Origin of the sequence: Herbiconiux sp. VKM Ac-2851 (assembly GCF_013205105.1) — a bacterium.
Lineage (GTDB): Bacteria > Actinomycetota > Actinomycetes > Actinomycetales > Microbacteriaceae > Herbiconiux > Herbiconiux flava.
This window is the reverse complement of sequence record NZ_JABMLJ010000002.1, coordinates 1020428-1043584: the sequence shown is the minus strand read 5'-3', so window position 1 is coordinate 1043584 and position 23157 is coordinate 1020428. Positions and strand designations below refer to the sequence as shown.

Genomic DNA, 23157 nt, shown 5'->3' with positions numbered 1-23157 from the left:
TCATCGTCGAGTGATCAGATCGTGCTCGTGGTGCTTATCGTGCTCATGGTGCTGGGGCCGGGCGCGGTGTCGGTACCGCGCCCGGCGGGGTCGTTCGGCTACGCGGTCGGCAGCCAGATGCGCATCGTGGAGGGGCCGCGCTCGGCCCAGTCGTGGTACGGCACCAGCCGCACCGAGACGGGGTCGCCGAGCTCGGCGCCGGGAGCGGGCGTGTAGGGGAACGGCGCCTCGGGCACCCGGCGGGGCCGCAGGGTGACGAGCACCGCGCCGTCGCGCTCGACCGGCGCGATCGAGGGGTCGAGCACCACGTCCGCGACGTCGTCCAGCCCGGCGGGCAGGTCGACCGACTCGAGCGCCAGCACCTCGGGGCCACGGGCGACCGCGATCGATCCCCGCACCCCGTCGATCCGCGGGTCGGGGTGCACGAAGCGCGGCGCCATCGGCAGCTCGAGCGTCACGGTGTCCCCCGCTCGGAAGGCCCGGGAGACCTCGGCCGTTCCGGGCTGCACGGTGCGCTGCTCGCGGTCGGCGGTGCCGTCGGCGGGCTCGAACGAGAGCACGGCGCCCTCGGCCCAGGCCGGCACGCGCAGCGAGAGGGTCCAGGTGCGCGAGGCCTCGGCGTCGATCCGCACGGTGACGCGACCGTCGGCCGGGTACTCCGTCTGCACCGTCAGCGCGATGTCCTCCCCGTCCTCGAGCCGGGTGCGGATGACCGCCGGGCCGTACTGGTGCAGCTGCACCCCCTCGGCATCCCGGGTCGCCACGTAGCTGTCGAGGCTCGCCAGCGTGCGGGCGATGTTCGGCGGGCAGCACGACACCTCGAACCAGGGCGCGCGAAGAGAGGCGGATGCACGCAGCGACGCCTCCTCGACGTCCGCCACCGCCCCGGGCACCCGCTGCTGCAGGGTGTTGGCGTAGTAGAACGCCCGGCCGTCCTCCGACGGGGAGGTGGCGAGCACGTTGTAGAGCGTCCGCTCGATCAGGTCGGCGTACGCGGGATCGGGCTCCGCCAGGAGCATCCGCCAGCTGAACTGGATCGAGGCGATGCCCGCGCAGGTCTCGGAGTAGGCCCGGTCGCTGGGCAGCTCGAAGTCCTCGCCGAAGCCCTCGTCCTGGTGGTGCGAGCCCTGGCCGCCGGTGACGTAGGTGCGGCGGGCGATGGTGTTCAGCCACTGGCGCCGGAGCGCCTGCTGCAGCTCGTCGTCGCCGAGCTCACTCGCCACGTCGGCGGCACCGCTCGCGAGGTAGTTCGCGCGCACGGCGTGGCCGCGCATCACGTCGGCCTCCCGCACGGGGATGTCGTCCTGGAAGTAGGAGCGGCCGTACTCGATGTCCTTCAGCACCTGGTGCCCGCGGCGCTCCACGAACAGGCGGGCCTGCTCGGTGTAGCGGGGCTCCCCCGTGACGCGGCCGAGCTCGACCAGGGCGGTCTCGACCTCGGCGTGGCCGCAGACCGAGCGGATGCCCTGCTCCCCGAACACGTCGCAGACGAGATCGGCGACCCGCGTCGCGATGCCCAGCAGGCCGTCGTCGGCGCCCGGGGCGGTGCGCGCGCGGGCCACTGCGGCCTGGAACAGGTGCCCGGCGCAGTAGAGCTCGTGGCCCCACTCGAGCTGCGACCAGCGCGGTTCCTGACCGGGGCGGCCGAAGCGGGTGTTCAGGTAGCCGTCGGCCTCCTGGGCCGCGGCGATGCGGTCGACGACCGCGCGGAAGCGGGTCTCGAGCGCGGCGTCGGGGCGGCGGCCGAGCTCCCAGGCGAGGGCCTCGAGGTACTTGTAGACCTCCGAGTCGCTGAACTCCCGCCCCCGGCGCCCCTCGGGCAGGGTGCCGGCGGCGGCGAGGTCGAAGTTGGCGAGCCAGCCCTCCCGCTCGAGCCAGTGCTCGATGTGGGGCAGGGTGTTGGCCGCGTTCACGTCCTGGCGCGCGGCCCAGAAGCCGCCCGTCAGGCGCACCTCTCCCACGCCGAGGGGCACGAGGGCCGAGGAGGCCGGAACCACGGGCGCCACGACGGCGCGACGGTCTGAGCGGGCGATGGTGCGGCCCGCGGGGTCGATGAGAGTCATGATCATCCTTTGAAGGCGCCGGACAGGAAGCCGCGCACGTAGTGACGTTGGAGAACGAGGAACAGCACGACGCACGGCAGGGCGAGCACGACGACGCCCGCCTCGGTGGCGCCGTAGTCGACGACGCCCTGCACCTGCCCGCGGAGGTTGGAGATCGCGAGCGGCAGCGTCATCTTGTCGGAGTCGTTGATGAGGATCAGCGGGGCGAGGAAGTCGTTCCACGCCGCCAGGAAGGCGAACAGACCGACGGTGATCATGCCCGGCTTCACCGCGGGGATGAGCACCCTCCAGAGAGCACTGAAGCGCGAGCATCCGTCGACCATCGCGGCCTCGTCGAGCTCCTTCGGAACCGCCTCGAACGAGACCCGCATCAGGAAGGTCGAGAACGGCAGCTGCAGCATGGTCAGCACGAGCGAGACGCCGACGAGGGAGTTCGACAGGCCGATCATGTTCAGCAGCACGTAGAGCGGGATGAGCAGCGACGCGTACGGCACCATCAGGATCGCAAGAGTCGCGAGGAAGAGCACGTTCTTGCCCGGGAAGCGGAAGCGGGCGAAGGCGTAGCCGCCGAGCAGCGAGGTCACGAGCGTCAGCACCACGGTCAGCAGCGAGACGAACAGCGAGTTGCCGATGTAGGTCCAGATGCCGGCCTGGTAGTTGGCCAGGGTGATGTAGTTGCCGATGCCCCAGCCGTCGGTCTGGTTGGTGCCGGCGAGTGGCGCGAACGACGACACCCCGGCCCAGATCAGCGGGTAGAGGAAGACGATGGCGAGACCGCCGGAGAGCACCCAGAACGGGGTGCGCAGGGCGACGCCGCCGATGCGGCCGCCCTGGCGGCGACGCCTGGGGGGCAGCGGGGCGGGCTCACCGGTCGTGGCGGGGCCGGTGGTGCTGCTGCTGCTGCTGCTGCTGCGAGGAAGCGACTGGACGCTCATTTCGGCTCCTTGTCGTTGAACACGCGGATCTGCGCGATGTTGATGACCACGAGTGCCGCCAGCACGATCACCGAGAGGGCGGCGGCGACACCGAGGTTGTTGGGGCCCTGGAAGGCGACGGAGTAGATCAGCTGCACCACGGTGATGGTGCTGTTGTCGGGCCCGCCCTTGGTGAGGATGTAGAACTGCTCGAACGCCAGCAGCGAGCCGGTGATGCAGAGCACCATCGTCATCGCGATGGTGGGCTTCAAAAGCGGCACGGTCACCGAGCGGAAGGTCTGCCAGCGGCTCGCGCCGTCGATGCGGGCAGCCTCGTAGACCTCGTCGGGGATGGCCTGCAGGCCCACCAGCATCAGCAGCATGTAGAAGCCGGCGTAGCGCCAGACGATCAGGAACACCGTCGACCAGAGCGCCCCCTCGGGCGTACCGAGGAAGGTGAAGCCGAGGTCGTTCATCAGCCCCGCGAACGGGCCGGCGATCGGCGAGTAGAGCACGTAGAAGAGCAGCGAGGCGGATGCGAGGCCGAGCGCACTGGGGATGAGGATCGCCGTGCGCAGGAACCCCTTCCACCGCGTCGACTCCTGCACCAGCAGGGCGAGGCCGAGCGCGAGCCCCAGCAGGATGACCGTGGTGATCACGGTGTAGAGGAGCGTGAAGCCGACGGCGTTCCAGAAGAAGCGGTTGGCGACGGCGTCGGTGAAGTTCTCGGGCACGTTCAGGCCCTTGTTGCCGCCGAGCAGTGGCCAGTCGCTGGCCGACATCTGGAACACCAGCAGCAGCGGCACGACGAACAGCACGACGACGATGACCGCCGTCGGGGCGGCGAACAGCCAGCCCCGCCAGCCCTCGGCGCGCTGCTGCGCGCTGCGCCGGCGCACCGGGGCGGTGCGGGTCTTGATGGCATTGCTCGACATGGAGCGCCTTTCGATCATTCGGTGTCAGGCCGGGGCTTCGGGGCCCGCGACCGGGTGTGAGGCGGCCCGCCCCGTGGGATGGGCGGGCCGCCGGTGGTGGGGTCGACTACTGCGAGAGCACCGCGGTGATCTCGTCGTTGTCGGCGTCGACCGAGCCTCCGCCGTCGAGCACGGCGTTCCGCACCAGGGTGAGCCAGGGGCTCGAGGGGGCGTTGAAGGCCTGCTGGAAGTTCAGCGCCAGCGGGGTCTGGCCCTCGGCCGCGACCTCGTTGATGGTGACCAGGCGGGGGTCGGCCTCGGAGTACTGGTTCGAGGCCAGGTCGCCGCGGGCGACGGCGTCGCCGTTCTTCGCCAGCACGCCGACCTGGGCGTCCTCGGAGGTCAGCCAGGAGAGGAAGTTCCAGGCCTGCGCCGACTTCTCGGAGTCCTTCGAGATGCCGATGCCGTCACCGCCGACGAAGGTGGACTGGCCGCCCTCGGGGCCGGGGATGCCGGAGACGCCCGCGTCGAACGGGGTCGAGCTCAGCAGCGTGGCCGGGTAGAACTGCAGGCCGACCTTGCCCTCGGTGAAGCCCGCGGTCCAGGTGGGGCCGGCCTCGTCGGTCGAGGAGGGCAGCACCGCTCCGGAGTCGTAGAGGTCCTTCCAGGTGTCGTAGACCTTCTTGGCGGTGTCGCTGTTCAGCAGCGACTCCAGCCCGTCGTCGCTCAGCACCTGGTCGCCGTCGGCCCAGACGCTCGGGAACCAGGTGAACACGAGGCAGCCGCCGCAGTTCAGGCCGGTGGCCGTGCCGTAGGTGCCCGGCTTGTTCAGGGCCTGGATCTTCTTCGCCGCGTCGGCGAACTCCTCGAGGTTCGCGGGGGCCTTCTCGGGATCGAGGCCGGCCTCCTTGAACAGCTCCTTGTTCCAGAACAGCATCGACAGGTCGAGCACGAACGGGACGACGTACTCCTTGTCGTCGACCGTTCCGGCGGCGAGGTGGCCCTTGTTCAGCTCGTCCTTGTACTCGAGGCCGTCGATCTGGGAGGTGATGTCCTTCCACAGACCCTGCGAGGCCCAGTTCGGTGCGTAGACGATGTCGGCGGCGAACAGGTCGGGGAGACCGTTCGCGCCGGCGGCGGCGCCGACCTTGGCGACGTAGTCGTCGTTCGGCACGACGGTGAGGTCGACCTGGTTCTCGTGGGAGGAGTTGTAGGCCTCGACCAGGAGCTTCGCCTGCTTCTCCAGCGGCGCACGGGTCCAGAGGGTGAGCGTGCTGCCGTCGTCGGTGCCGGCGGCCGGGATGTCGGCGGGAGCCGCGGCTCCGCCGCCTCCTCCGCCGCTCGAGCAGGCGGCCAGGGTGACCGCCAGTGCGCCGGCGACCGTCACCGCCGCGATACGGCCGAAGCGGCCCTTGATGCGTGCCATGTGTGTTCTCCTCGTGAGCTCTTCGTTGAGCCGGGATGCCCGGCGATGCTGTGTGCGGGGCTTTTCTGAAAGTTTTCGAAAGGCCTTTCGAGAAGTAAATCGAAGCATCTGGGATGTGTCAAGAGCTAGTGTGGGACAACGCTTTCGAAAGTTGAGAATCATGGCCAACACTGCGCGATCCGGCCAGCGCCGGGCTGCGACGCTGAACGACGTCGCGCGCCTCGCGGGCGTGTCGATCGCCACGGCGTCCAAGGCCGTGAACGGCCGCGCCGAGGTGGCCGAGACCACTCGGCAGCGGGTGATGGCGGCGGCCACCGAGATCGGGTTCACGCCCAACGCCCTCGCGCAGAGCCTGATCGCGGGGCGCACGGGCACCGTCGGGCTGCTCACGAGCGACCTCGAGGGCCGCTTCGTGCTGCCCATCCTGATGGGGGCCGAGGACGCGTTCGGCTCGGGGCAGATCAGCGTGTTCCTCTGCGACGCGCGCGGCGACCGCATCCGCGAGAACTACCACCTGAAGGCGTTGCTGAACCGGCGCGTCGACGGGATCATCGTCGTGGGCCGCTCGACCGACCCGCGGCCCTCGCTCGGCCACGACCTGCCGGTGCCGGTCGTCTACGCCTACGCGCCGTCGGACGACCCGACCGACCGCTCTCTGACGCCCGACAACGTAGTGGGCGGGCGGCTGGCCGTGGAGCACGTGCTCTCGTTCGGCCGGCGGCGCATCGCGCACATCACCGGTGACGTCGGCTACGCGGCGGCGCTCGACCGCGCCGAGGGCTTCCGCGAGGGCATGGCCGCGGCGGGCGTGACCCCGGTCGCCGAGCCGATGTTCGGCAGCTGGACCGAGGGGTGGGGTCGCGACGCCGCGGCCATGCTGCTCGATCGGTACCCCGACATCGACGGCTTCGTCTGCGGCTCCGACCAGATCGCCCGAGGCACCCTCGAGACACTCCGCGACTACGGTCGCTCGGTGCCCGAGGACGTCTCGGTGATCGGCTACGACAACTGGGAGGTGCTGGCCGTCAACTCCCGGCCCGAGCTCACCAGCATCGACTGCACGCTGCAGGAGCTCGGCCGCCGCGCCGCCCAGCGCATCTTCGAGGCGATCGACGGGGGGCCGCTGGACGGCGGCACCGAGTACGTCGCCCCGAAGATCGTGATGCGGGGCAGCACGGTCGCGTCGCGCTGACGCGGGCCGGCGCGGGCTAGGAGCCCTCGACCTGGGGCACGTCGGTCGGCGGGGTCGGTGCGGCGGGGGCCGAGCCGTCGGTCGGCGGGGTGGGCGGGGTGGGCGGAGTGCCCGCGGGGCCGCCGGCGAGCGGGCCTCCGGCCCCACCGGGAGCGCAGTCCCCACCGGGTGCCAGCGGGGTGGCGCCGTCCGCCGGGGTGGGAGGCGTCGTGCCGTCGGGAGCGGCCGGAGGCGTGGGGGCGTCGGACGGGGTAGCTGAGGCCGAAGCGACGACGGTCGGCACAGGGCTCGACCCGCCCGAGGCGGCGAAGGCCGCCGTCGTGCCGACGAGGCCGAGCCCTACGACACCGCAGGCGGCGCCGATCGCGATGCGGCGGGCGAGCGAGGGGCGGCGAGGCGGCTGCGGCTCCATCGGGATGGGCGTGGTCGCGTCGTCGAAGTAGCTGTTCAGGTCGGACATGGGGTCTCCGTTCGGTGTCGGCACCGGGGCGCCGTCCGGGCGACTTCGGCCCGGCATCCCTCACTCTCGGAAGCGAATCTGAAGCTCCACTTAAGGTCGGCCCGCTCCCAGCCCATCGATAGGGAGTCGATAGCCGCGCTGCCTACCGTCGCACCATGACCACCCCTGCGCGCATCCTGCTGGTCGAGGACGACGAGACCATCCGCGACGCGGTCGCCACCGCGCTGACCGCTGAGGGCTTCACCGTCGGAGCCCTCCCCGACGGCCGCGCCTTCGTGGGCGAACTGGCGTCGTTCATGCCCGACCTCGTGGTGCTCGACTGGATGCTCCCCGGCGCCAGCGGCATCCAGCTCGCCGCGACCGCCCGCACCACGACCGACTGCGGCGTGCTGATGCTGACCGCGCGCGACGAGGTCGACGACCGTCTGCGCGGCTTCTCGGAGGGCATCGACGACTACCTCGTGAAGCCCTTCGCCATGGCCGAGCTGATCGCACGGGTGACGGCGGTGCTGCGGCGGCGGGGGCGCATCCCCGCGGTGATCGAGGTGGCCGACCTCGTGATCGACGTCGACGGAGCCCGGTCCCGACGGGCCGACGCAGCGCTCGAGCTGACCGCGACCGAGTTCCGCCTGCTCAGCTTCCTCGCCGAGAGTCGGGGGCGCACGCTGTCGAAGGGGCAGATCCTGACGCAGGTCTGGGGCTACGACGACGTCGACCCCAACGTGGTCGAGGTGCACCTCAGCTCGCTCCGGCGCAAGATGGAGGCGAACGGCCCCCGCCTCATCCACACGGTGCGCGGCATCGGCTACCGGCTGAGCGCGTGACCCGCGCCGCCACCGCCCCCTCCACTCCCGCCACCGCTCTTGGCGGCCAGCGCACCGGCTCGGTGCACACAGGCTCGCTGCCCACCGGCTCGCTGCGCACCCGCACGGTGCTCGCCGTGCTGGGGCTGCTCGCGGTGCTGCTCGTCGGGCTCGGCCTGACGGTGCAGCTCGTGCTCGGCGAGCGCCTGCGCGCCCAGATCGAGGAGCGACTCGCCGACCGCGCCGCCGCGGCCGCCGCTCTGATCGGCACGGTCTCGAACGATGAGCTCGCCGACCGGCTCTCGGCCCAGGGCGTCTCGGTGCTGATCGAGTCGCCCGACGGCGCCGCGGTCGTCGCGGGCCCCACCCCCGACGAGCTCCGCCGCGGCCCCGATCCCGCCGCCCTGCCCCCGCTGCCCGGCCCCGCGCCGTCTGACCCCGGCCCCGCATCCGTCGACCCCTCCCCCACCTCCGGCGGCACCGGCGCGCCCACCCCCGACACCGCCGACACCACCGCGCCCGGCACCCCCGACACCACCACGGCCGACACCACCGACACCACCGCGCCCGGCACCGCCGACACCACCGCGCCCGACACCGCCGACACCACCACCGCCGGCGCGACCGTCACCTCGTCGAGCATCGACACCTCGGATGCGCGGCTCCTCACCCTCCGCTCCGAGCTCTCCGACGGCAGCACCCTCACCCTCACGGCCGACACCGCGACCGTCGGCGAGACCCTCACCCAGTTGCGCTGGATCATGCTGGCCGCCTCGGCCGCGTTCCTCGTGGTGGCGGCCGGAGCCCTCGTGCTCGTCGTGCGCCGCTCCCTCCGCCCCCTCGAGACCATGACCGCCCTCGCTCGCGACATCGGCGACGGCGACCGCGGCCGGCGCCTGCACCCCACCCGCCCGCGCACCGAGATCGGCCGCACCGCCCGCGCCTTCGACGAGATGCTCGACGGCGTCGAGGGCGCCGAACGTGCCGCCCGCGACGCCGAGCTCGTGGCGCGCGACGCCGAGCAGACCGCGCGGGAGGCCGAGGCGGCGTCCCAGCGGTCCGAGCTCGTCGCGGTCGAGGCGGAGCGCCGGGTGCGCGCCTTCGTCAGCGACGCCGCGCACGAGCTGCGCACCCCGGTGGCCGGGATGCGCGCCGCGGCCGACACGCTCGTGCGAGCATCCGTCGCCCCACCCGAGCAGGAGCGCCTGGCGATGCACGTCGTGCGCGAGGCCGCGCGCGCCGGACGCCTGATCGACGACATGCTGCTGATGGCCCGGCTCGACGAGGGCCTCACCCTCGCGCTGCGACCGATCGGGTTGCGCGAGGTGGCGGCGGCCGAGGTCGGGCGGCAGCGCATCCGTCGCCCGGCTCTCGAGCTGCGGGTGGAGGCGCCCGAGGAGGTGCCCGCGCAGGGCGACCCCGAGCGGCTCGGCCAGGTGGTCGCGAACCTCGTCGACAACGCCAGCCGGATGACCGGCGGGCGCGGCCCCGTGACCATCACCCTCTCGGCCGAGGGCCGCACCGCCCGCCTCGAGGTCGCCGACGAGGGCCCGGGCGTGCCGGCAGCCGATCGCGAGCGCATCTTCGACCGCCTGGTGCGCCTCGACGCCTCCCGCGACACCTCAGGCGGCGGCTCGGGCCTCGGTCTCCCCATCGCCCGGGCCATCGCCCGCGCCCACGGGGGCGACCTCACCTGTGCCGCACCGCGCACTCCCGGCGCCCGCTTCGTCCTGACGCTGCCGGCCGGGTAGCGCGAACGGCCCTCCGGGCAATGCCGAAGGGCCGTTCGCGCTATCTTGTGAGGGGCTAGATGCCCTGCGCCAGGCGGTAGTAGGCCTGGTTCCAGCGCACCTCGTTCTTGAAGCCGCGGAGGGTCGTCTCGGCGTCGATGCGCAGCAGCTCGGTCTTGGCGATGGTGGCGAAGTCCTCGAAGACCTCGACGCCGACCGCGGTCGACATCACCGTGTGGTGCGCCGCACCGGCGGTGAGCCAGGCCGCCGCCGAGACGGCGAACGAGGGCTCGGGGCGCCAGACGGCACGGCCGACGGGCAGGTTCGGCAGCGGGGCGCGGGGCGGCACGACCTCGACCACGTTCGCCACGAGGCGGAAGCGGTCGCGAATGTCGCTGAGCGCGACCACGACGGCCGGACCGGGGTCGGCGGTGAAGACCAGGCGCACCGGGTCGTCCTTGCCGCCGATGCCGAGCGGGTGGATCTCGAGCGTGGGCTTCGAGGTCGTCAGCGACGGGCTGACCTCGAGCATGTGCGCACCGAGGATCGTCTCGGCACCGTCGACGAGGTCGTAGGTGTAGTCCTCCATCAGGCTGGCACCGCCGGGCAGGCCGGCGCCCATGACGTTGGCGGCGCGCACCAGGATGGCGGTCTTCCAGTCGCCCTCGGCGCCGAAGCCATAGCCCTCGGCCATCAGGCGCTGCACGGCGAGGCCGGGCAGCTGCTTCAGCGATCCCAGGTCTTCGAAGCTCGTGGTGAACGCGCCGAAGCCGCCCTCCTCGAGGAACGAGCGCAGGCCGAGCTCGATGGCGGCGCCGTCGCGCAGCGACTGGTGACGATCACCGCCGACGCGCAGCTCGGGCACGACGTCGTAGAGCTCCTCGTACTCGGCAACGAGCGCGTCGACGGCGGCGGTGTCCTCTTCGGCCAGCGACACCGCGGCGGCCAGCTCGTTGACGCCCCAGGTGTTCACCTGCACGCCGAAGCGCAGCTCGGCCTCGGTCTTGTCACCCTCGGTCACGGCGACGAAGCGCATGTTGTCGCCGAAACGGGCGAGCTTCAGCGTCTTGACGGCCTGCCAGCCGGCGGCGGCGCGCGCCCACTGGCCGATCTCGTCCTGCACGCGGCGGTTCGTCGCGTGACCCACCACGGTCTTGCGGGCGACGCCCAGACGGGTCTGGATGTAGCCGAACTCCCGGTCGCCGTGCGCGGCCTGGTTCAGGTTCATGAAGTCGAAGTCGATCTCGGCGTAGGGCAGCTCGACGTTCGCCTGGGTGTGCAGGTGCAGGAGGGGCTTCTGCAGCGCATCCAGCCCGGCGATCCACATCTTGGCGGGGCTGAAGGTGTGCATCCACGCGACGAGGCCGATCACCTTGTCGTCGGCGTTGGCGTCGAGGGCCGCGCGGCGGATGGATTCGGAGTCCTTCAGCACGGGCTTCCAGACGATCTTCACCGGGATGGCGTCGGCGCCGTCGAGGGTGGCCACGATCTGCTGCGACTGCTCGGCCACCTGGCGGAGCGTCTCCTCGCCGTAGAGGTTCTGGCTGCCGGTGAAGAACCAGATCTCGTAGGAGTCGAGGGAGGTGCTGAGTTTGGTCAATTGAGTGATCCCGTCGGGTCTTGTCCGTAGACGTTCTGGTAGCGGTTGAAGAGGGAGTCGATGGCCGGCTGCGGGATGGGGTTCGGCGTGCCGAGCTGGCGCGAGAACAGCACCGAGCGGGCGACGTCCTCGACCATGACGGCCGCCTTGACGGCGTCGCGCGCATCCTTGCCGATGGTGAACGGGCCGTGGTTCTTCATCAGCACGGCGCGCGAGCGGTGACCGCTCAGCGTCTCGACGATGCCGCGGCCGATGGAGTCGTCACCGATGATGGCGAACGGCCCGATCGGGATCTCGCCGCCGAACTCGTCGGCCATCGCGGTGGTGACGCACGGGATGGGCTCGCCGTACGCGGCCCAGGCCACGGCGTAGGGCGAGTGCGTGTGCACCACGCCGCCCACGTCGGGCATGTTGCGGTACACGTAGGCGTGCGCCGCGGTGTCGCTCGAGGGCGAGCGGTCGGAGCCGGGCGAACCGGCCACGACCTCGCCGTCGAGAGTGCAGAGGATCATGTTCGCCGGCGTCAGCTCGTCGTACAGCACGCCGCTCGGCTTGATCACGAAGAGGTCGGCGCCGGGCACGCGGCCCGAGACGTTGCCGCCCGTCCAGACGACGAGGCCGTAGCGCACGAGCTCGGCGTGCAGGGCGGCGACGTCGTTCCGCACGCGGTCGATCGCCTCCTGCACCTCGGGGGTGATGTCGGTCATCGGGTGGGTCCTTCCAGGGTCAGGGCGTCGACTGCCGCGCGCTCGACGGCGAGGCCGGCGCTGTAGCGGTCGAGGTAGGCGGAGAAGCCGGCCACATCGGCGGCGTCGGGCTCGGAGGTCTCGAAGACGGCGCCCCCGAAGACATGCTCGTCGAGGAATACGTCGAGCGCCACGTCCTCCTGCTCGGCCGCCCGCACGTAGGCCGCGAGCACCGCGATGCCCCAGGCTCCGCCCTCCGACGCGGATTCGGCCACCGACACCGGGGCCGCCAGGGCGCCGGCGAGGAAGCGCTGCGCCACGCCGCTGGTGCGGAACATGCCGCCGTGGGCGAACATCCGGTCGAGCTCGACGCCCTCGCCCGCGAGCACCCGCATGCCGAGGGCGAGGGTGCCGAACACGCCGTAGAGCTGGGCGCGCATGAAGTTGGCGAGGCTGAAGTCGCTGTCGGGGGTGCGCACGACGAGCGGGCGGCCCTCGGCCAGACCGGCGATGGGCTCGCCGGCGAGGTGGTTGTAGGCGAGCAGGCCGCCGGCGTCGGGGGCGCCTGCGAGTGCCTCACGGAACAGCACGTCGAAGACGGCGTCGCTGTCGACGGCCCCGCCGGGGTTCGAGGCCTCGGCGAACCGCCCGAACAGCCCCACCCACGCAGCCAGCTCGCTCGCGCCGTTGTTGCAGTGCACCATCGCGACGGGGTCTCCGGCGGGCGTGGTCACCAGGTCGAGCTCGTGGTGCACCGAGGCCAGCGGATGCTCGAGCACGACCATCGCGAAGATGCTCGTCCCGGCGCTCACGTTGCCCGTGCGCGGCGCCACCGAGTTCGTGGCGACCATGCCCGTGCCCGCGTCGCCTTCGGGCGGGCAGAGCACCGCGCCCGGACGGAGCCCCCCGCTCGGGTCGAGCAGCGCCGCGCCCTCGGGCGTCAGCGTGCCGGCGGGGCGGCCGGCGGGCAGCACCTCGGGCAGCAGCTCGACGAGCGTCTTCGGCAGAGCGGTCGGGGCGGCGAGCGCGTCGTAGCGTGCGACCAGCTCGGCGTCGTAGTCGTTCGTGGCCGAGTCGATCGGGAACATGCCCGAGGCGTCGCCGACCCCCAGGACGTTCTGGCCCGTCAGCTTCCAGTGCACGTAGCCCGCGAGGGTCGTGACGGAGTCGAGCTGCGGCACGTGCGGCTCCTGGTCGAGCACGGCCTGGTGCAGGTGCGCGATCGACCAGCGCAGCGGGATGTTCACGCCGAGCAGCTCGCTCAGCTCCGCCGCGGCGGGGCCGGTGCTGGTGTTGCGCCAGGTGCGGAACGGCACGAGCAGCTCACCGGCGGCGTCGAAGGCGAGGTAGCCGTGCATCATGGCCGAGACGCCCATGGCGCCGAAGGTCTCGGGGCGCACGCCGTGGCGGCGCTCGGCGTCGGCGACGAGGTCGGCGAAGGCAGCCTGCAGGCCGCTCCAGACGCTCTCGAGGGAGTAGGTCCAGACGCGGTCGACGAACTCGTTCTCCCAGGCGTGGCTGCCGACGGCGAGCACCTCGGTGGGGTCGTCGCCGATCAGGCAGGCCTTGATGCGGGTCGAGCCGAGCTCGATTCCGAGGGTGGCGCGGCCGCTGCGGATCGCGTCGGCCGGGTCGCTGTCGCTCGTCATCGGGGCTCCTTCGTCGAGATGAGGGGTGTCCTGGCGCCGCATGTGATCGATCACATGACGGGCCGCCGTAGCGAGTGTACGGCATCCGGATGCTCGATCCCAGGGTCAATCCGGAGGCGGCGCCGTCGACGCCCGCACGACGAGCGCCGGCTCGACCGACGGGCTCGTGCCGTCCTCGTCGAGCAGCCGCGCCAGCGCGCGGCGGCCGGCCTCGGCGAAGTCCTGGCGCACGGTCGTCAGCGGCGGCAGGTAGTGCGCGGCCTCCGGGGTGTCGTCGAAGCCCACCACGCTCAGGTCGCGCGGCACGGCGAGCCCGGCGTCGTGCGCCGCGTGCAGCAGCCCCAGCGCCATCTGGTCGTTGGCCGAGAACACCGCGGTGACGCCTGCGGCGATCAGCTCCTGCCCCGCCCGGTACCCCGAGGGCGCGCTCCAGTCCCCGGCGGCCACCGGGCCCACGGCGATCCCACGGGTCTCGAGCTCGGCCGCGAACCCCGCGCGGCGCGAGACGGCGTCGATCCAGTCGACCGCCCCCGCGAGGTGCCCGATCCGGCGGTGCCCCCGCTCGGCGAGGTGCGCCGTCGCGAGGCGCGCACCCGTCACCTGGTCGAGGGCGAGCTCGGCGCCGTCGGTCTGCCGCAGCGTCTGCAACGTCACGAACGGGATGCGGAACGACCGCGCCGACAGCGCCGACAGCACCTGCAGCTGCGGGGCGATGACCACGATCCCCTCGGCCGAGAGGTCGACGAGGTGCTCGAGCGCCTCGTCGATCGACCGCTGGTCGACCCCGTCGGCGTTGGCGATGCTCACGCTGTACCCCCGCGCCCGCGCGGCGGCCTCGACGGCGGCGATGCTCGAGGCGGGGCCGTACTCCCCGCTCGACGTCGAGAGGATGCCGATGATCCGCGATCGACTCGTCACCAGCGCCCGGGCGGCGAGGTTCGGCCGGTAGTCGAGCTCCCGCATGGCGTCGAGCACCTTCTGGCGCGTGGCGGGCCTGAGGCTCGGATGATCGTTCAGCACCCGCGACACCGTCTGATGCGACACCCCCGCGGCCTTCGCCACGTCGAACACGCTGGCCGCGCGCACCCGCGCCGCCCCCTCGCCCGTGCCCGCGCTCACCATCCCCCGATTATGCCTCCCGCCCGGCGAGCGCCCCGCCCCTCCTGCTCCCACCCCCTCGCGAGTGGTCACTTCTGTCGCCTCGCCCCGGCGTGTCGGCGCCGAAAGTGACCACTCGCCGAGCGCGCGCCAGGGTGGAGGAGTGGGCGGGCTAGAGGGTGCGCCCGCGGGAGGGCGCGGGCGCAGCCGCCGCGCGCGGCGCGCGGGCGGCCGGGGGCGCCGTGCTGGCGCGCTGCACGAGCGACACGCCCGAGACCGCCGCGATCGCGCCCGCCTCGGGCGGCCGCTCGCCGAGCACCTCGAGCACCGTCTCCATCGCCGCCCGCCCGAGCACGGTGAAGTCCTGCCGCACCGTCGTGAGCGGCGGCGACAGGTACTCCGCCTCGGGGATGTCGTCGAACCCCACCACGCTCAAATCTCCCGGCACCGACAGCCCCGCCTCGGTGTACGCGCGGATCAGCCCCAGCGCCATCTGGTCGTTCGCCACCACCACCGCGGTCGCCGCCCCCTCCGCCGCGAGCCGCACCCCGTGCGCGTAGCCGCTCGCCGGCGTCCAGTCCCCCACCATCGGCTCCCGGCTGACCAGCCCGTGCGCCGCGAGTCCGCCGAACCAGCCGCGCAGGCGCTCGGCGGCGTCCATCGAGTCGGCCGGGCCCGCGATGTGCCGGATGTCGCGGTGCCCCAGCGCCGCGAGGTGGTCGACGGCGGCGCGCGATCCCGCGTACTGGTCGAGCTGCACCCGGTGCGGCACCCCCCGGTCCTCCGAGGCGACGGCCACCACGGGCACGCCGAGGTCGACCCCGGCGATGCCCTCCACGGCCGCGCGTTGCTGCACGATCAGCACGATCGCCTCGACGTTCTGCCGCACCAGCAGCTCGGCCGCGCTGCGCACGTGCACGGCGTCGGCCTCGAGCAGCCCTGCGGTGATCACGGCGTAGCGCGCATCCCGAGCCGTCTCGTTGAAGTGCAGCGCGGTCGAGGACGGCCCGTAGTCGGCCGAACCGGTGGTGATCAGGCCGATGGTGCGCGAGCGCCGGGTGACCATCGCCCGGGCGGCCGGCGAGGGCACGTAGCGCAGCTGCTTGATCGCGTTCTCGACCCGCTGGCGCGTGGCGGGCCGCACGTTCGGCATGTCGTTGAGCACCCGGGAGACCGTCTGGTGCGAGACCCCGGCGAGGCGCGCCACATCGAAGATCGTGGCGGCTCGCGCCCTGTCGTCTTCAGTCACAGTCGATCCTCATCGGCGGCCCGGATGCGCGCGCGTCTACGTATTATGTCGGCCCCGCACTCTCACCTCCTGCGAGCTGTCAGCACCTTCTGCAGAATGATGAAGACGAGCAGCAGCGCGCCGATGAAGATCTTGGTCCACCAGGAGGACAGCGTGCCCTCGAAGGTGATGATCGTCTGGATCACGCCGAGCACCAGCACACCGAGCACCGACCCGAGCACGAAGCCGTAGCCGCCCGTCAGCAGGGTGCCGCCGATGACCACCGCGGCGATGGCGTCGAGCTCGGTGCCGACCGCGGTCAGCGGGTAGCCCGAGAGCGTGTAGAACGAGAACAGCACGCCTGCGAGGCCCGAGCAGAAGCCGCTCACGACGTACACGATCACCTTGGTGCGGGCGACCGGCAGGCCCATCAGCATGCCCGACTGCTCGCTGCCGCCGATGGCGTAGACGGTGCGGCCGAAGCGGGTGAAGCCGAGCACCCACACCGCGACGATCACCACGGCGAGCGCGATCACGACGCTCGGGGTGATGCTGAGGCCGCCGCCGAGCGGGATGCGCGTCACCGCGAGCGCCACGAAGGTGGGCTCGGTGATCGAGATCGAGTCCTTCGAGATCACGTAGCAGAGGCCGCGGGCGAGGAACATCGCGGCGAGCGTCGCGATGAACGGCTGCACCTTGAAGACGTGGATCATGAGGCCCACCAGCAGACCCAGCACACTGGTCAGCACCAGGATGAGCGGGATGACGATCCCCGGCGACCACCCGGTCTGCAGCAGACTCGCCGCGATCATCGTCGACAGGGCCACGACCGCCCCCACCGAGAGGTCGATGCCGCCGGTCAGGATGACGAAGGTCATGCCCACCGCGAGCACGATCAGGTAGGAGTTGTCGACGAACAGGTTCAGCAGCACCTGGCCCGAGAAGAACCCGTTGTAGCGCACCCCGCCGACGATGAAGACGGCGACGAAGAGCACTGCGGTGACGAGCACCGGGCCCGACTTGGGGCTGGTGAGCACGTCGCGCAGGCGGTCGACCGGGCGCCGCTGCGGGCGGCCGGGCTTGGTCGGCAGGGGCGCCCCGGTGCGGGGGCGGTCGATGGTGGCGGTCATGATGCGGCTGCTTCCTTGACTCGGGCGGTGCGGGCGGCGAGCCGCTGGCGCAGCTGGGAGAACGCGGCGTTGGTGGTGGGCGACTGCAGCAGGCAGACGGCCGTGACGACGGCCGCCTTGAAGACCATCGTGACGATCGGCGGGATGCCGACCGTGTACACCGTGGTGACGAGGGTCTGGATGACCAGCGCCCCGACGAGCGTGCCCGCCAGCGAGTAGCGGCCCCCGGCGAGCGAGGTGCCGCCGATGACCACCGCGAGGATGGCGTCGAGCTCGATGAACAGGCCCGTGTTGTTCGCGTCGGCAGCCGTCTGGTTGGCCGTCAGGATGAGCCCGGCGATGCCGGCCGACAGCGCGCAGAACGCGTAGACGGTGAACAGCAGCACTCGCGCCCGCACACCGGCCTGACGGCTGGCCTCGGGGTTGATGCCGACCGACTCGATCAGCATGCCGAGCGCCGTGCGCCGGGTGAGCAGGGCGGCGACCGCGAAGATCACGGCGCCGATCACGACGGCGACCGGGATGCCGAACCAGAAGCCCGAGCCGAGCTCCTTGAACGGCGCGCTGTCGACGGTGAGGATCTGCCCCTCGGTGATCAGCATCGCCACACCGCGGCCGGCCGTCATCAGGATGAGCGTCGCGATGATCGGCTGGATGCCGATGACCGAGACGAGGAACCCGTTCCAGACGCCGAGCACGAGCGAGATGACGAGCGCGACGATCACCGCGACCGCGACGGTCGCCGGGTTGCCCGGGTCGGAGGAGCCGAGCAGGATCGAGCAGGCCACGGCCCCCGAGATCGCCGCCACCGCGCCGACCGAGAGGTCGATGCCGCGGGTCGCGATCACGAGCGTCATGCCGACCGCGATGATCAGGGTCGGTGCCCCGTTCCGCAGGATGTCGACGATCGAGCCGAACAGGTGCCCGTCCTTCACCGTCACGGTGAGGAAGTCGGGGAAGGCGATCACGTTGATCAACACGAGGACGAGCAGCATCACGATCGGCCAGAACAGCCGGCTCGAGACGGTGCGGAGGAGCAGGGCGTTCATCGTCGGTCTCCCGAGGTCTCGAGGGGGGCGGGGTCGGCTGCGGGGCCGCTGTCGTGTGCGGGGCCGGGGTCGGCGACGGATGCGCGGCCGGCGCCCGAGCCGGAGTCGGCGGTCAGGGCATCCGGAACCCCGCCCTCCTCGGCCACTGACCCGTCGGCGATGAGCGCGAGCAGCGCGTCGACGGTGAGGCCGTCGTTCTCGATGTCGGCGACGAGGCGGCGGTCACGGAGCACCACGACGCGGTGCGCCAGGCGCAGCACCTCCTCGAGCTCGGCCGAGATGAACACGACGCTCATGCCGTTCTCGGCGAGCGTGTAGACGAGCTTCTGGATCTCGGCCTTGGCGCCGATGTCGATGCCGCGCGTCGGCTCGTCGAGGATGAGCAGCCGGGGCGCGATGGCGAGCCAGCGGGCGAGCAGCACCTTCTGCTGGTTGCCGCCGGAGAGGTTGCGCACGAGCGCGTCGGGGTTCGCGGGCCGGATGTTCAGGGCCTGGATGTAGCTCTGCGCGAGCTCCTCCTGGCGCTTCTTCGGGATGGGACGGAACCAGCCGCGGTCGGCCTGGAGGGCCAGCACGATGTTGTCGCGCACGGTGAGCTCGTCGATGATGCCCTCGCCGCGGCGGTCTTCGGAGGAGTACGCGATGCGGCGCGAGATGGCCTGGCGCGGTGTGCGCAGCTTCGAGCCGGCGCCGCCGACGGTCAGCGTGCCCGAGTCGGCGCGGTCGATGCCGCCCAGGATGCGCGCCAGCTCGGTGCGGCCGGAGCCGAGCAGACCGGCCAGGCCGATCACCTCGCCCTCACCGATCACGAGGTCGAACGGCTCGATGGCGCCCTTCCGGCCCAGGCCCTCGGCCCGGGCGAAGTCGGCGGGACGGTCGGCCGCGCCTCCGTCGGCATCGGCGGCGTGCGCCTTGCGGCCGATCTCGTCGAGGACGGTCAGCTCCTTGCCGATCATCTTCTGCACGAGGTCGATGCGCAGGAGCTCCTCGGTGAGGTACTCCCCCACGAGCCGGCCGTTGCGAAGCACGGTGAGCCGGTCGGTGATCTCGTAGATCTGGTCGAGGAAGTGCGAGACGAAGAGGATGGCGACGCCGGAGTCGCGGAGCGAGCGGATCACCCGGAAGAGCTCGGCCACCTCGTCGGCGTCGAGGCTCGAGGTCGGCTCGTCGAGGATCAGCACCTTCGCGTCGACGTTGATCGCGCGGGCGATGGCCACGAGCTGCTGGATGGCGAGGGAGTGCGAGCCGAGCAGCGAGCCCGGGTCGATGTCGAGGTTCAGGCCGTCGAGCAGCTCGGCGGCGCGGCGGCGCATGGCGCGGCCGTCGATCGAGCCGAAGCGGCGGGGCTCGCGGCCGAGCAGGATGTTCTCGGCGACCGAGAGGTTCGGCAGGAGGTTGACCTCCTGGTAGACCGTCGCGATGCCGGCGGCCTGGGCGGCGGCGGGACCGGTGAACGACACGGTCTCCCCGTCGACGACGATGGTGCCGCTGTCGATCGGGTAGACGCCGGTGAGCGCCTTGATCAGCGTCGACTTGCCGGCGCCGTTCTCGCCCATCAGCGAGTGCACCTCGCCCGGGAACATGCGGAAGCTGACGTCGTCGAGCGCTTTCACCCCCGGGAAGGAGATGGAGATGGCGCTCATCTCCACGACTGGTTCGGTCATGAGTTCTCTCTTCTTCGAGGGAGTGCGGTGTGCGGTGGGGTGCGGTGCGGTGTGCGGGTTCGTGGTGAGGCGGTGACGGATGCGGGGTGTGGGGCCGCGCATCCGTCACCGCTCTCAGGTGGAGCTGGTGGAGCTGGTGCCGGCCTAGTACTGACGGGTCGGCAGCGCCTCGGCGGCCTGGTCCTTCGTGAAGGTGGTCTCCTCGGTGATGATGCGCTTCTCGGGGGTCTCGCCCTCGTTGATCTGGTTCACGATGTCGACGAGCTGCTTGCCGAGCAGGGGCGAGCACTCGACGATGAAGTTGATCTTGCCATCGGCGAGGGCCTGCATGCCGTCCTTCACCGCGTCGACGCTGACGATCTTGATGTCGACGCCCGGCTTCAGGCCGGCCGCCTCGATCGCCTCGATGGCGCCGAGCGCCATGTCGTCGTTGTGGGCGTAGATCAGGTTGGCGTCGGGGTTCGACTTCAAGAGAGCCTCGGTGACCTGCTTGCCGCCGGCACGCGTGAAGTCACCGGTCTGGCTGGCGACGACCTCGAACTTGTCGTCGCCCTTGATGGCGTCGGCGAAGCCCTCGGCCCGGTCGATGGCGGGCGCGGCGCCCGTGGTGCCCTCGAGCTGAATGATCTTGACGGGTTCGGTCGAGTCCTTGTACTCCTCGAGCACCCACTCGCCGGCCTTCTTGCCCTCCTCGACGAAGTCGGAGCCGAGGAAGCTCTCGTAGAGCGAGTCGTCGGCCGAGTCGACCGCGCGGTCGGTGAGCACGACGGGGATGTTCGCGGCCTTCGCCTCGTTCAGCACCGCGTCCCAGCCCGTTTCGACGACCGGCGAGAACGCGATCACGTCGACACCCTGCTGGATGTAGGAGCGGATCGCCTTGATCTGGTTCTCCTGCTTCTGCTGCGCGTCGGAGAACTTCAGCTCGATGCCGGCGTCCTTGAACGCGGCCTGGATGTCGGTCGTGTTGGCCGTGCGCCAGCCGCTCTCGGAGCCGACCTGCGAGAAGCCGACGACGAGCTGGTCGGCGGCCTTGGGGCCTTCGGAGCTGCCGGCGCTGGTGCCGCCGCCGGCACAGCCCGCGAGCGTCAGGAGCATCGCTCCGGCCGCGGCGAGACCGAGGAACTTCTTCTTCATGGTGAACCTCTCTGTTCATCGTCCCGGCCGCGTCGTGCTGCGTGATGGTGCCGGGTCGGCCGCCACGTCGGGGCCGGTGCGTCATGGTACTCACAAAATGTGAGCCTTCACAATTGGCAATTCGGTAACGAATCGATAACCGGAATCAGGCTGGTGCTGGGCGGCTGCAGGCCCTAATGTGAACGCTAATATTCCGAACGCATCAGCACGACGGAACGCACCCCCACCGCCGAGGGTGCCGAGAGGAGGACCGGCTCAGCCGTGGTGGGCCGGTGCGGGGCAGCCGGCGGCGCCGACCGGGTCAGGCCGTGGTGGGCCGGTGCGGGGCAGCCGGCGGCGGTGCGGCCCGCGCCACCTGTGCGGCTCAGGCCGTGGTGGGCCGGTGTTGCGCAGTCGGCGGCACCGACTTGGTCAGACCGTGGCGAGCTGGCGCGGCCCGCCCCACTGGTCCGGGTCAGGCCGTGGTGAGCTGCTGCGCGTAGAGCGCCGCGTACGAGCCACCGCGCGCCAGCAGCTGCTCGTGCGTGCCCGACTCGACGATGCGGCCCGCGTCGACCACGAAGATGACGTCGGCGTTCACGATCGTCGACAGCCGGTGGGCGATGGCGATCGTGGTGCGGCCGCGCGCGGCGGTGTCGAGCGCATCCTGCACCACGCGCTCCGAGATGGAGTCGAGCGCGCTCGTCGCCTCGTCGAGGATGAGCACCGCGGGGTCTTTCAGCAGCACCCGTGCGATGGCGATGCGCTGCTTCTCGCCGCCCGAGAGCCGGTAGCCGCGCTCACCGACGAGCGTCTCGTACCCCTCGGGGAAGCTCATGATGCGGTCGTGGATGTTCGCCGCCCGCGCCGCCGCCGCCAGCTGCTCGCCGGTCGCCTCGGGCTTGGCGTAGCGCAGGTTCTCGGCGATCGTGGCGTGGAAGAGGTAGGTCTCCTGGCTGACGATGCCGAGCCGGTCGATCAGCGACTCCTGCCGCAGGTCCCGCACGTCGTACCCGTCGACCTTCACCGCCCCCGACGTGGCCTCGTAGAAGCGCGGCACGAGGTAGGACACCGTGGTCTTGCCGGCGCCCGAGGGCCCGACGAACGCGGCGAACTGCCCCGGCTCGATGGCGAACGAGACGTCGTCGAGGGTCGGATGCTCGACCTCCCCGTCGGGGTACACGAAGCTCACGTGGTCGAACTCGACCCGCCCCGCGCGCTCGGCACCGCCCCCATGGGGCAGGTCCACCGCATCCGGAGCATCGGCGATCGTGGGCTTGAGATCGAGGTACTCGAAGATGCGGGCGAACAGCGCGCCCGAGGTCTGCAGGTCGAGCCCGACCCGCATCAGCCCGAGGAGCGGCCAGGTCAGCCGCGCCTGCACGGTGGTGAACGCGACGATGGTGCCCGCCGTCACGTCGACCCCGCCCTGGATGAGGTAGCCCGACGCGAGGTAGACGACCGCCGGCACCACCGAGAGCACGATGCTGACGATGGCGAAGAACCACTGCCCGCTCATCTGCTGGCGCACCTGCAGCGCGATCTGGTTCTGGTTCTCGTCGGAGTAGCGCTCGATCTCGGCGCCCTGACGGTTGAAGCTCTTGGCCAGCAGGATGCCCGAGACGCTCAGCGTCTCCTGCGTGATGGCCGTCATGTCGGACAGCGACTCCTGCGTCTTGCCCGCGATGCGCGCCCGCACCTGGCCGACCCGGCGCTGCACGAGCACGAGCAGCGGCATCAGGATGACCGCGACCACCGTGAGCTGCCAGCTCAGCAGCAGCATCGCGACGAGCGCCGCGATCACCGTCACCGTGTTGCCGAGCACGCTCGAGACGGTGTTGGTGAGCACGTTGGCCACGCCGCCCACGTCGTTCTGCAGCCGCGACTGGATGATGCCCGTCTTGGTGCGGGTGAAGAACGCGAGCTCCATGCGCTGCAGGTGGGTGAACAGCCGGATGCGCAGATCGCCCATCACGCTGTTGCCGACCCGGGCCGTGAGGTACGTCTGCCACACGCCGAGGGCGGCCGACACGATCCAGATCAGCACCATCGCGCCGACCAGTTCGAACAGGATCGGGATGTTCGGCCCGCCGGCCGGGAACAGGCCCAGGTCGAAGGCCTGCTGCGTCAGCAGCGGAGGCAGCACGGTGAGGGCGGCCCCGATCAGCACGAGCACCGCGGTGACGGTGAGCGCCGGACGGTAGGGCCGGAACAGCTCCCCGATGCGCCGCAGCAGGTTCGGGATCTTCGGCGCCTCCGCGTTCGCGGCGCGCTGCGCGTCGCGGTCACCGCTGGAGACGCGGCCACCGCCGCCACCCCCACCGCCGCCGCCGACGCGGGTGCGCCCGCCCGCGGCCGCGACGGCGCTCATGCGGCCACCGCCGCCCATTCCACTCATAGTGATGACAGTACGCCGCACCACCGACGCCGCCGTCACC

Annotated in this window: 18 protein-coding genes; 3 read left to right on the top strand and 15 right to left on the bottom strand. The window is 71.5% G+C overall.

Translation table 11 applies throughout. The features are described from left to right. Positions 1-98: 98 nt before the first annotated feature. From HQQ85_RS11555 to HQQ85_RS11540, 4 genes are all read right to left on the bottom strand, one after another. On the bottom strand, positions 99-2063 hold the full coding sequence (locus HQQ85_RS11555) for a glycoside hydrolase family 127 protein (RefSeq protein ID WP_173182613.1): 1965 nt from the start codon (positions 2061-2063) through the stop codon (positions 99-101). 2 nt (positions 2064-2065) lie between these two features. Continuing rightward, positions 2066-2998, bottom strand: coding sequence for a carbohydrate ABC transporter permease (locus tag HQQ85_RS11550; protein WP_173182612.1), 933 nt, complete (start codon positions 2996-2998; stop codon positions 2066-2068). Then, positions 2995-3912 carry a carbohydrate ABC transporter permease gene (locus HQQ85_RS11545; RefSeq protein WP_173182611.1) on the bottom strand — a complete coding sequence of 306 codons (918 nt, stop codon included), beginning with the start codon at positions 3910-3912 and terminating at the stop codon, positions 2995-2997. Before HQQ85_RS11545 ends, HQQ85_RS11550 begins: the two co-directional genes overlap by 4 nt. A gap of 106 nt (positions 3913-4018) precedes the next feature. Continuing rightward, positions 4019-5317 (bottom strand): sugar ABC transporter substrate-binding protein, encoded by a 1299-nt coding sequence (locus tag HQQ85_RS11540; RefSeq protein WP_173182610.1) that lies wholly within the window; start codon positions 5315-5317, stop codon positions 4019-4021. Between the two features lie 160 nt (positions 5318-5477). Here HQQ85_RS11540 and HQQ85_RS11535 point away from each other — a divergent pair, with 160 nt between their 5' ends. Beyond that, the gene (locus tag HQQ85_RS11535) at positions 5478-6509 is read left to right on the top strand and encodes a LacI family DNA-binding transcriptional regulator (RefSeq protein WP_173182609.1); all 1032 of its coding nucleotides are present in this window, start codon (positions 5478-5480) and stop codon (positions 6507-6509) included. A gap of 16 nt (positions 6510-6525) precedes the next feature. On the opposite strand, the gene HQQ85_RS11530 is transcribed toward HQQ85_RS11535, so the two are convergent. Continuing rightward, positions 6526-6969, bottom strand: a complete 444-nt coding sequence (locus HQQ85_RS11530; RefSeq protein WP_173182608.1) for a hypothetical protein — start codon at positions 6967-6969, stop codon at positions 6526-6528. 155 nt (positions 6970-7124) lie between these two features. Here HQQ85_RS11530 and HQQ85_RS11525 point away from each other — a divergent pair, with 155 nt between their 5' ends. Together HQQ85_RS11525 and HQQ85_RS21480 are read left to right on the top strand one after the other, a co-directional pair. Next, positions 7125-7793 (top strand): response regulator transcription factor, encoded by a 669-nt coding sequence (locus HQQ85_RS11525; RefSeq protein WP_173182607.1) that lies wholly within the window; start codon positions 7125-7127, stop codon positions 7791-7793. Beyond that, the gene (locus HQQ85_RS21480; RefSeq protein WP_371741864.1) at positions 7790-9523 is read left to right on the top strand and encodes an ATP-binding protein; all 1734 of its coding nucleotides are present in this window, start codon (positions 7790-7792) and stop codon (positions 9521-9523) included. The genes HQQ85_RS11525 and HQQ85_RS21480 overlap by 4 nt, the downstream gene beginning before the upstream one ends. 55 nt (positions 9524-9578) lie before the next feature. Here the strand turns inward: HQQ85_RS21480 and araA are convergent, their stop codons facing one another. The 10 genes from araA to HQQ85_RS11470 form a co-directional block, all read right to left on the bottom strand. After that, positions 9579-11102: an L-arabinose isomerase gene (gene araA, locus HQQ85_RS11515; RefSeq protein ID WP_173182606.1), complete on the bottom strand. Its 1524-nt coding sequence runs from the start codon at positions 11100-11102 to the stop codon at positions 9579-9581. Next, positions 11099-11809 (bottom strand): L-ribulose-5-phosphate 4-epimerase, encoded by a 711-nt coding sequence (locus HQQ85_RS11510; RefSeq protein WP_173182605.1) that lies wholly within the window; start codon positions 11807-11809, stop codon positions 11099-11101. The genes araA and HQQ85_RS11510 overlap by 4 nt, the downstream gene beginning before the upstream one ends. Further along, a complete protein-coding gene (locus HQQ85_RS11505; protein WP_173182604.1) occupies positions 11806-13437 on the bottom strand; it encodes a xylulokinase in 1632 nt (543 codons plus the stop codon). Before HQQ85_RS11505 ends, HQQ85_RS11510 begins: the two co-directional genes overlap by 4 nt. Before the next feature lie 105 nt (positions 13438-13542). After that, positions 13543-14559 (bottom strand): LacI family DNA-binding transcriptional regulator, encoded by a 1017-nt coding sequence (locus tag HQQ85_RS11500; protein WP_173182603.1) that lies wholly within the window; start codon positions 14557-14559, stop codon positions 13543-13545. 148 nt (positions 14560-14707) lie between these two features. Then, complete coding sequence (locus HQQ85_RS11495; protein WP_173182602.1) at positions 14708-15784, bottom strand: LacI family DNA-binding transcriptional regulator; 1077 nt, start codon at positions 15782-15784, stop codon at positions 14708-14710. 62 nt (positions 15785-15846) lie between these two features. After that, complete coding sequence (gene yjfF / locus HQQ85_RS11490; RefSeq protein WP_173182601.1) at positions 15847-16893, bottom strand: galactofuranose ABC transporter, permease protein YjfF; 1047 nt, start codon at positions 16891-16893, stop codon at positions 15847-15849. After that, a complete protein-coding gene (locus HQQ85_RS11485; protein WP_173182600.1) occupies positions 16890-17942 on the bottom strand; it encodes an ABC transporter permease in 1053 nt (350 codons plus the stop codon). Before HQQ85_RS11485 ends, yjfF begins: the two co-directional genes overlap by 4 nt. Further along, positions 17939-19606, bottom strand: a complete 1668-nt coding sequence (locus HQQ85_RS11480; RefSeq protein WP_173182599.1) for a sugar ABC transporter ATP-binding protein — start codon at positions 19604-19606, stop codon at positions 17939-17941. Before HQQ85_RS11480 ends, HQQ85_RS11485 begins: the two co-directional genes overlap by 4 nt. A gap of 144 nt (positions 19607-19750) precedes the next feature. Further along, positions 19751-20740 (bottom strand): ABC transporter substrate-binding protein, encoded by a 990-nt coding sequence (locus HQQ85_RS11475; protein WP_173182598.1) that lies wholly within the window; start codon positions 20738-20740, stop codon positions 19751-19753. Positions 20741-21194: 454 nt separating this feature from the next. Further along, positions 21195-23090 (bottom strand): ABC transporter ATP-binding protein, encoded by a 1896-nt coding sequence (locus tag HQQ85_RS11470; protein WP_173182947.1) that lies wholly within the window; start codon positions 23088-23090, stop codon positions 21195-21197. Between the last annotated feature and the right edge of the window lie 67 nt (positions 23091-23157).

Bases quoted from the DNA above. Each gene is read 5' to 3' on its own strand.
- HQQ85_RS11555 (WP_173182613.1), bottom strand. From the start codon at position 2,063: ATGACTCTCATCGACCCCGCGGGCCGCACCATCGCCCGCTCAGACCGT.
- HQQ85_RS11550 (WP_173182612.1), bottom strand. From the start codon at position 2,998: ATGAGCGTCCAGTCGCTTCCTCGCAGCAGCAGCAGCAGCAGCAGCACC.
- HQQ85_RS11545 (WP_173182611.1), bottom strand. From the start codon at position 3,912: ATGTCGAGCAATGCCATCAAGACCCGCACCGCCCCGGTGCGCCGGCGC.
- HQQ85_RS11540 (WP_173182610.1), bottom strand. From the start codon at position 5,317: ATGGCACGCATCAAGGGCCGCTTCGGCCGTATCGCGGCGGTGACGGTC.
- HQQ85_RS11535 (WP_173182609.1), top strand. From the start codon at position 5,478: ATGGCCAACACTGCGCGATCCGGCCAGCGCCGGGCTGCGACGCTGAAC.
- HQQ85_RS11530 (WP_173182608.1), bottom strand. From the start codon at position 6,969: ATGTCCGACCTGAACAGCTACTTCGACGACGCGACCACGCCCATCCCG.
- HQQ85_RS11525 (WP_173182607.1), top strand. From the start codon at position 7,125: ATGACCACCCCTGCGCGCATCCTGCTGGTCGAGGACGACGAGACCATC.
- HQQ85_RS11510 (WP_173182605.1), bottom strand. From the start codon at position 11,809: ATGACCGACATCACCCCCGAGGTGCAGGAGGCGATCGACCGCGTGCGG.
- HQQ85_RS11505 (WP_173182604.1), bottom strand. From the start codon at position 13,437: ATGACGAGCGACAGCGACCCGGCCGACGCGATCCGCAGCGGCCGCGCC.
- HQQ85_RS11500 (WP_173182603.1), bottom strand. From the start codon at position 14,559: ATGGTGAGCGCGGGCACGGGCGAGGGGGCGGCGCGGGTGCGCGCGGCC.
- yjfF (WP_173182601.1), bottom strand. From the start codon at position 16,893: ATGACCGCCACCATCGACCGCCCCCGCACCGGGGCGCCCCTGCCGACC.
- HQQ85_RS11485 (WP_173182600.1), bottom strand. From the start codon at position 17,942: ATGAACGCCCTGCTCCTCCGCACCGTCTCGAGCCGGCTGTTCTGGCCG.
- HQQ85_RS11480 (WP_173182599.1), bottom strand. From the start codon at position 19,606: ATGACCGAACCAGTCGTGGAGATGAGCGCCATCTCCATCTCCTTCCCG.
- HQQ85_RS11475 (WP_173182598.1), bottom strand. From the start codon at position 20,740: ATGAAGAAGAAGTTCCTCGGTCTCGCCGCGGCCGGAGCGATGCTCCTG.
- HQQ85_RS11470 (WP_173182947.1), bottom strand. From the start codon at position 23,090: ATGAGCGCCGTCGCGGCCGCGGGCGGGCGCACCCGCGTCGGCGGCGGC.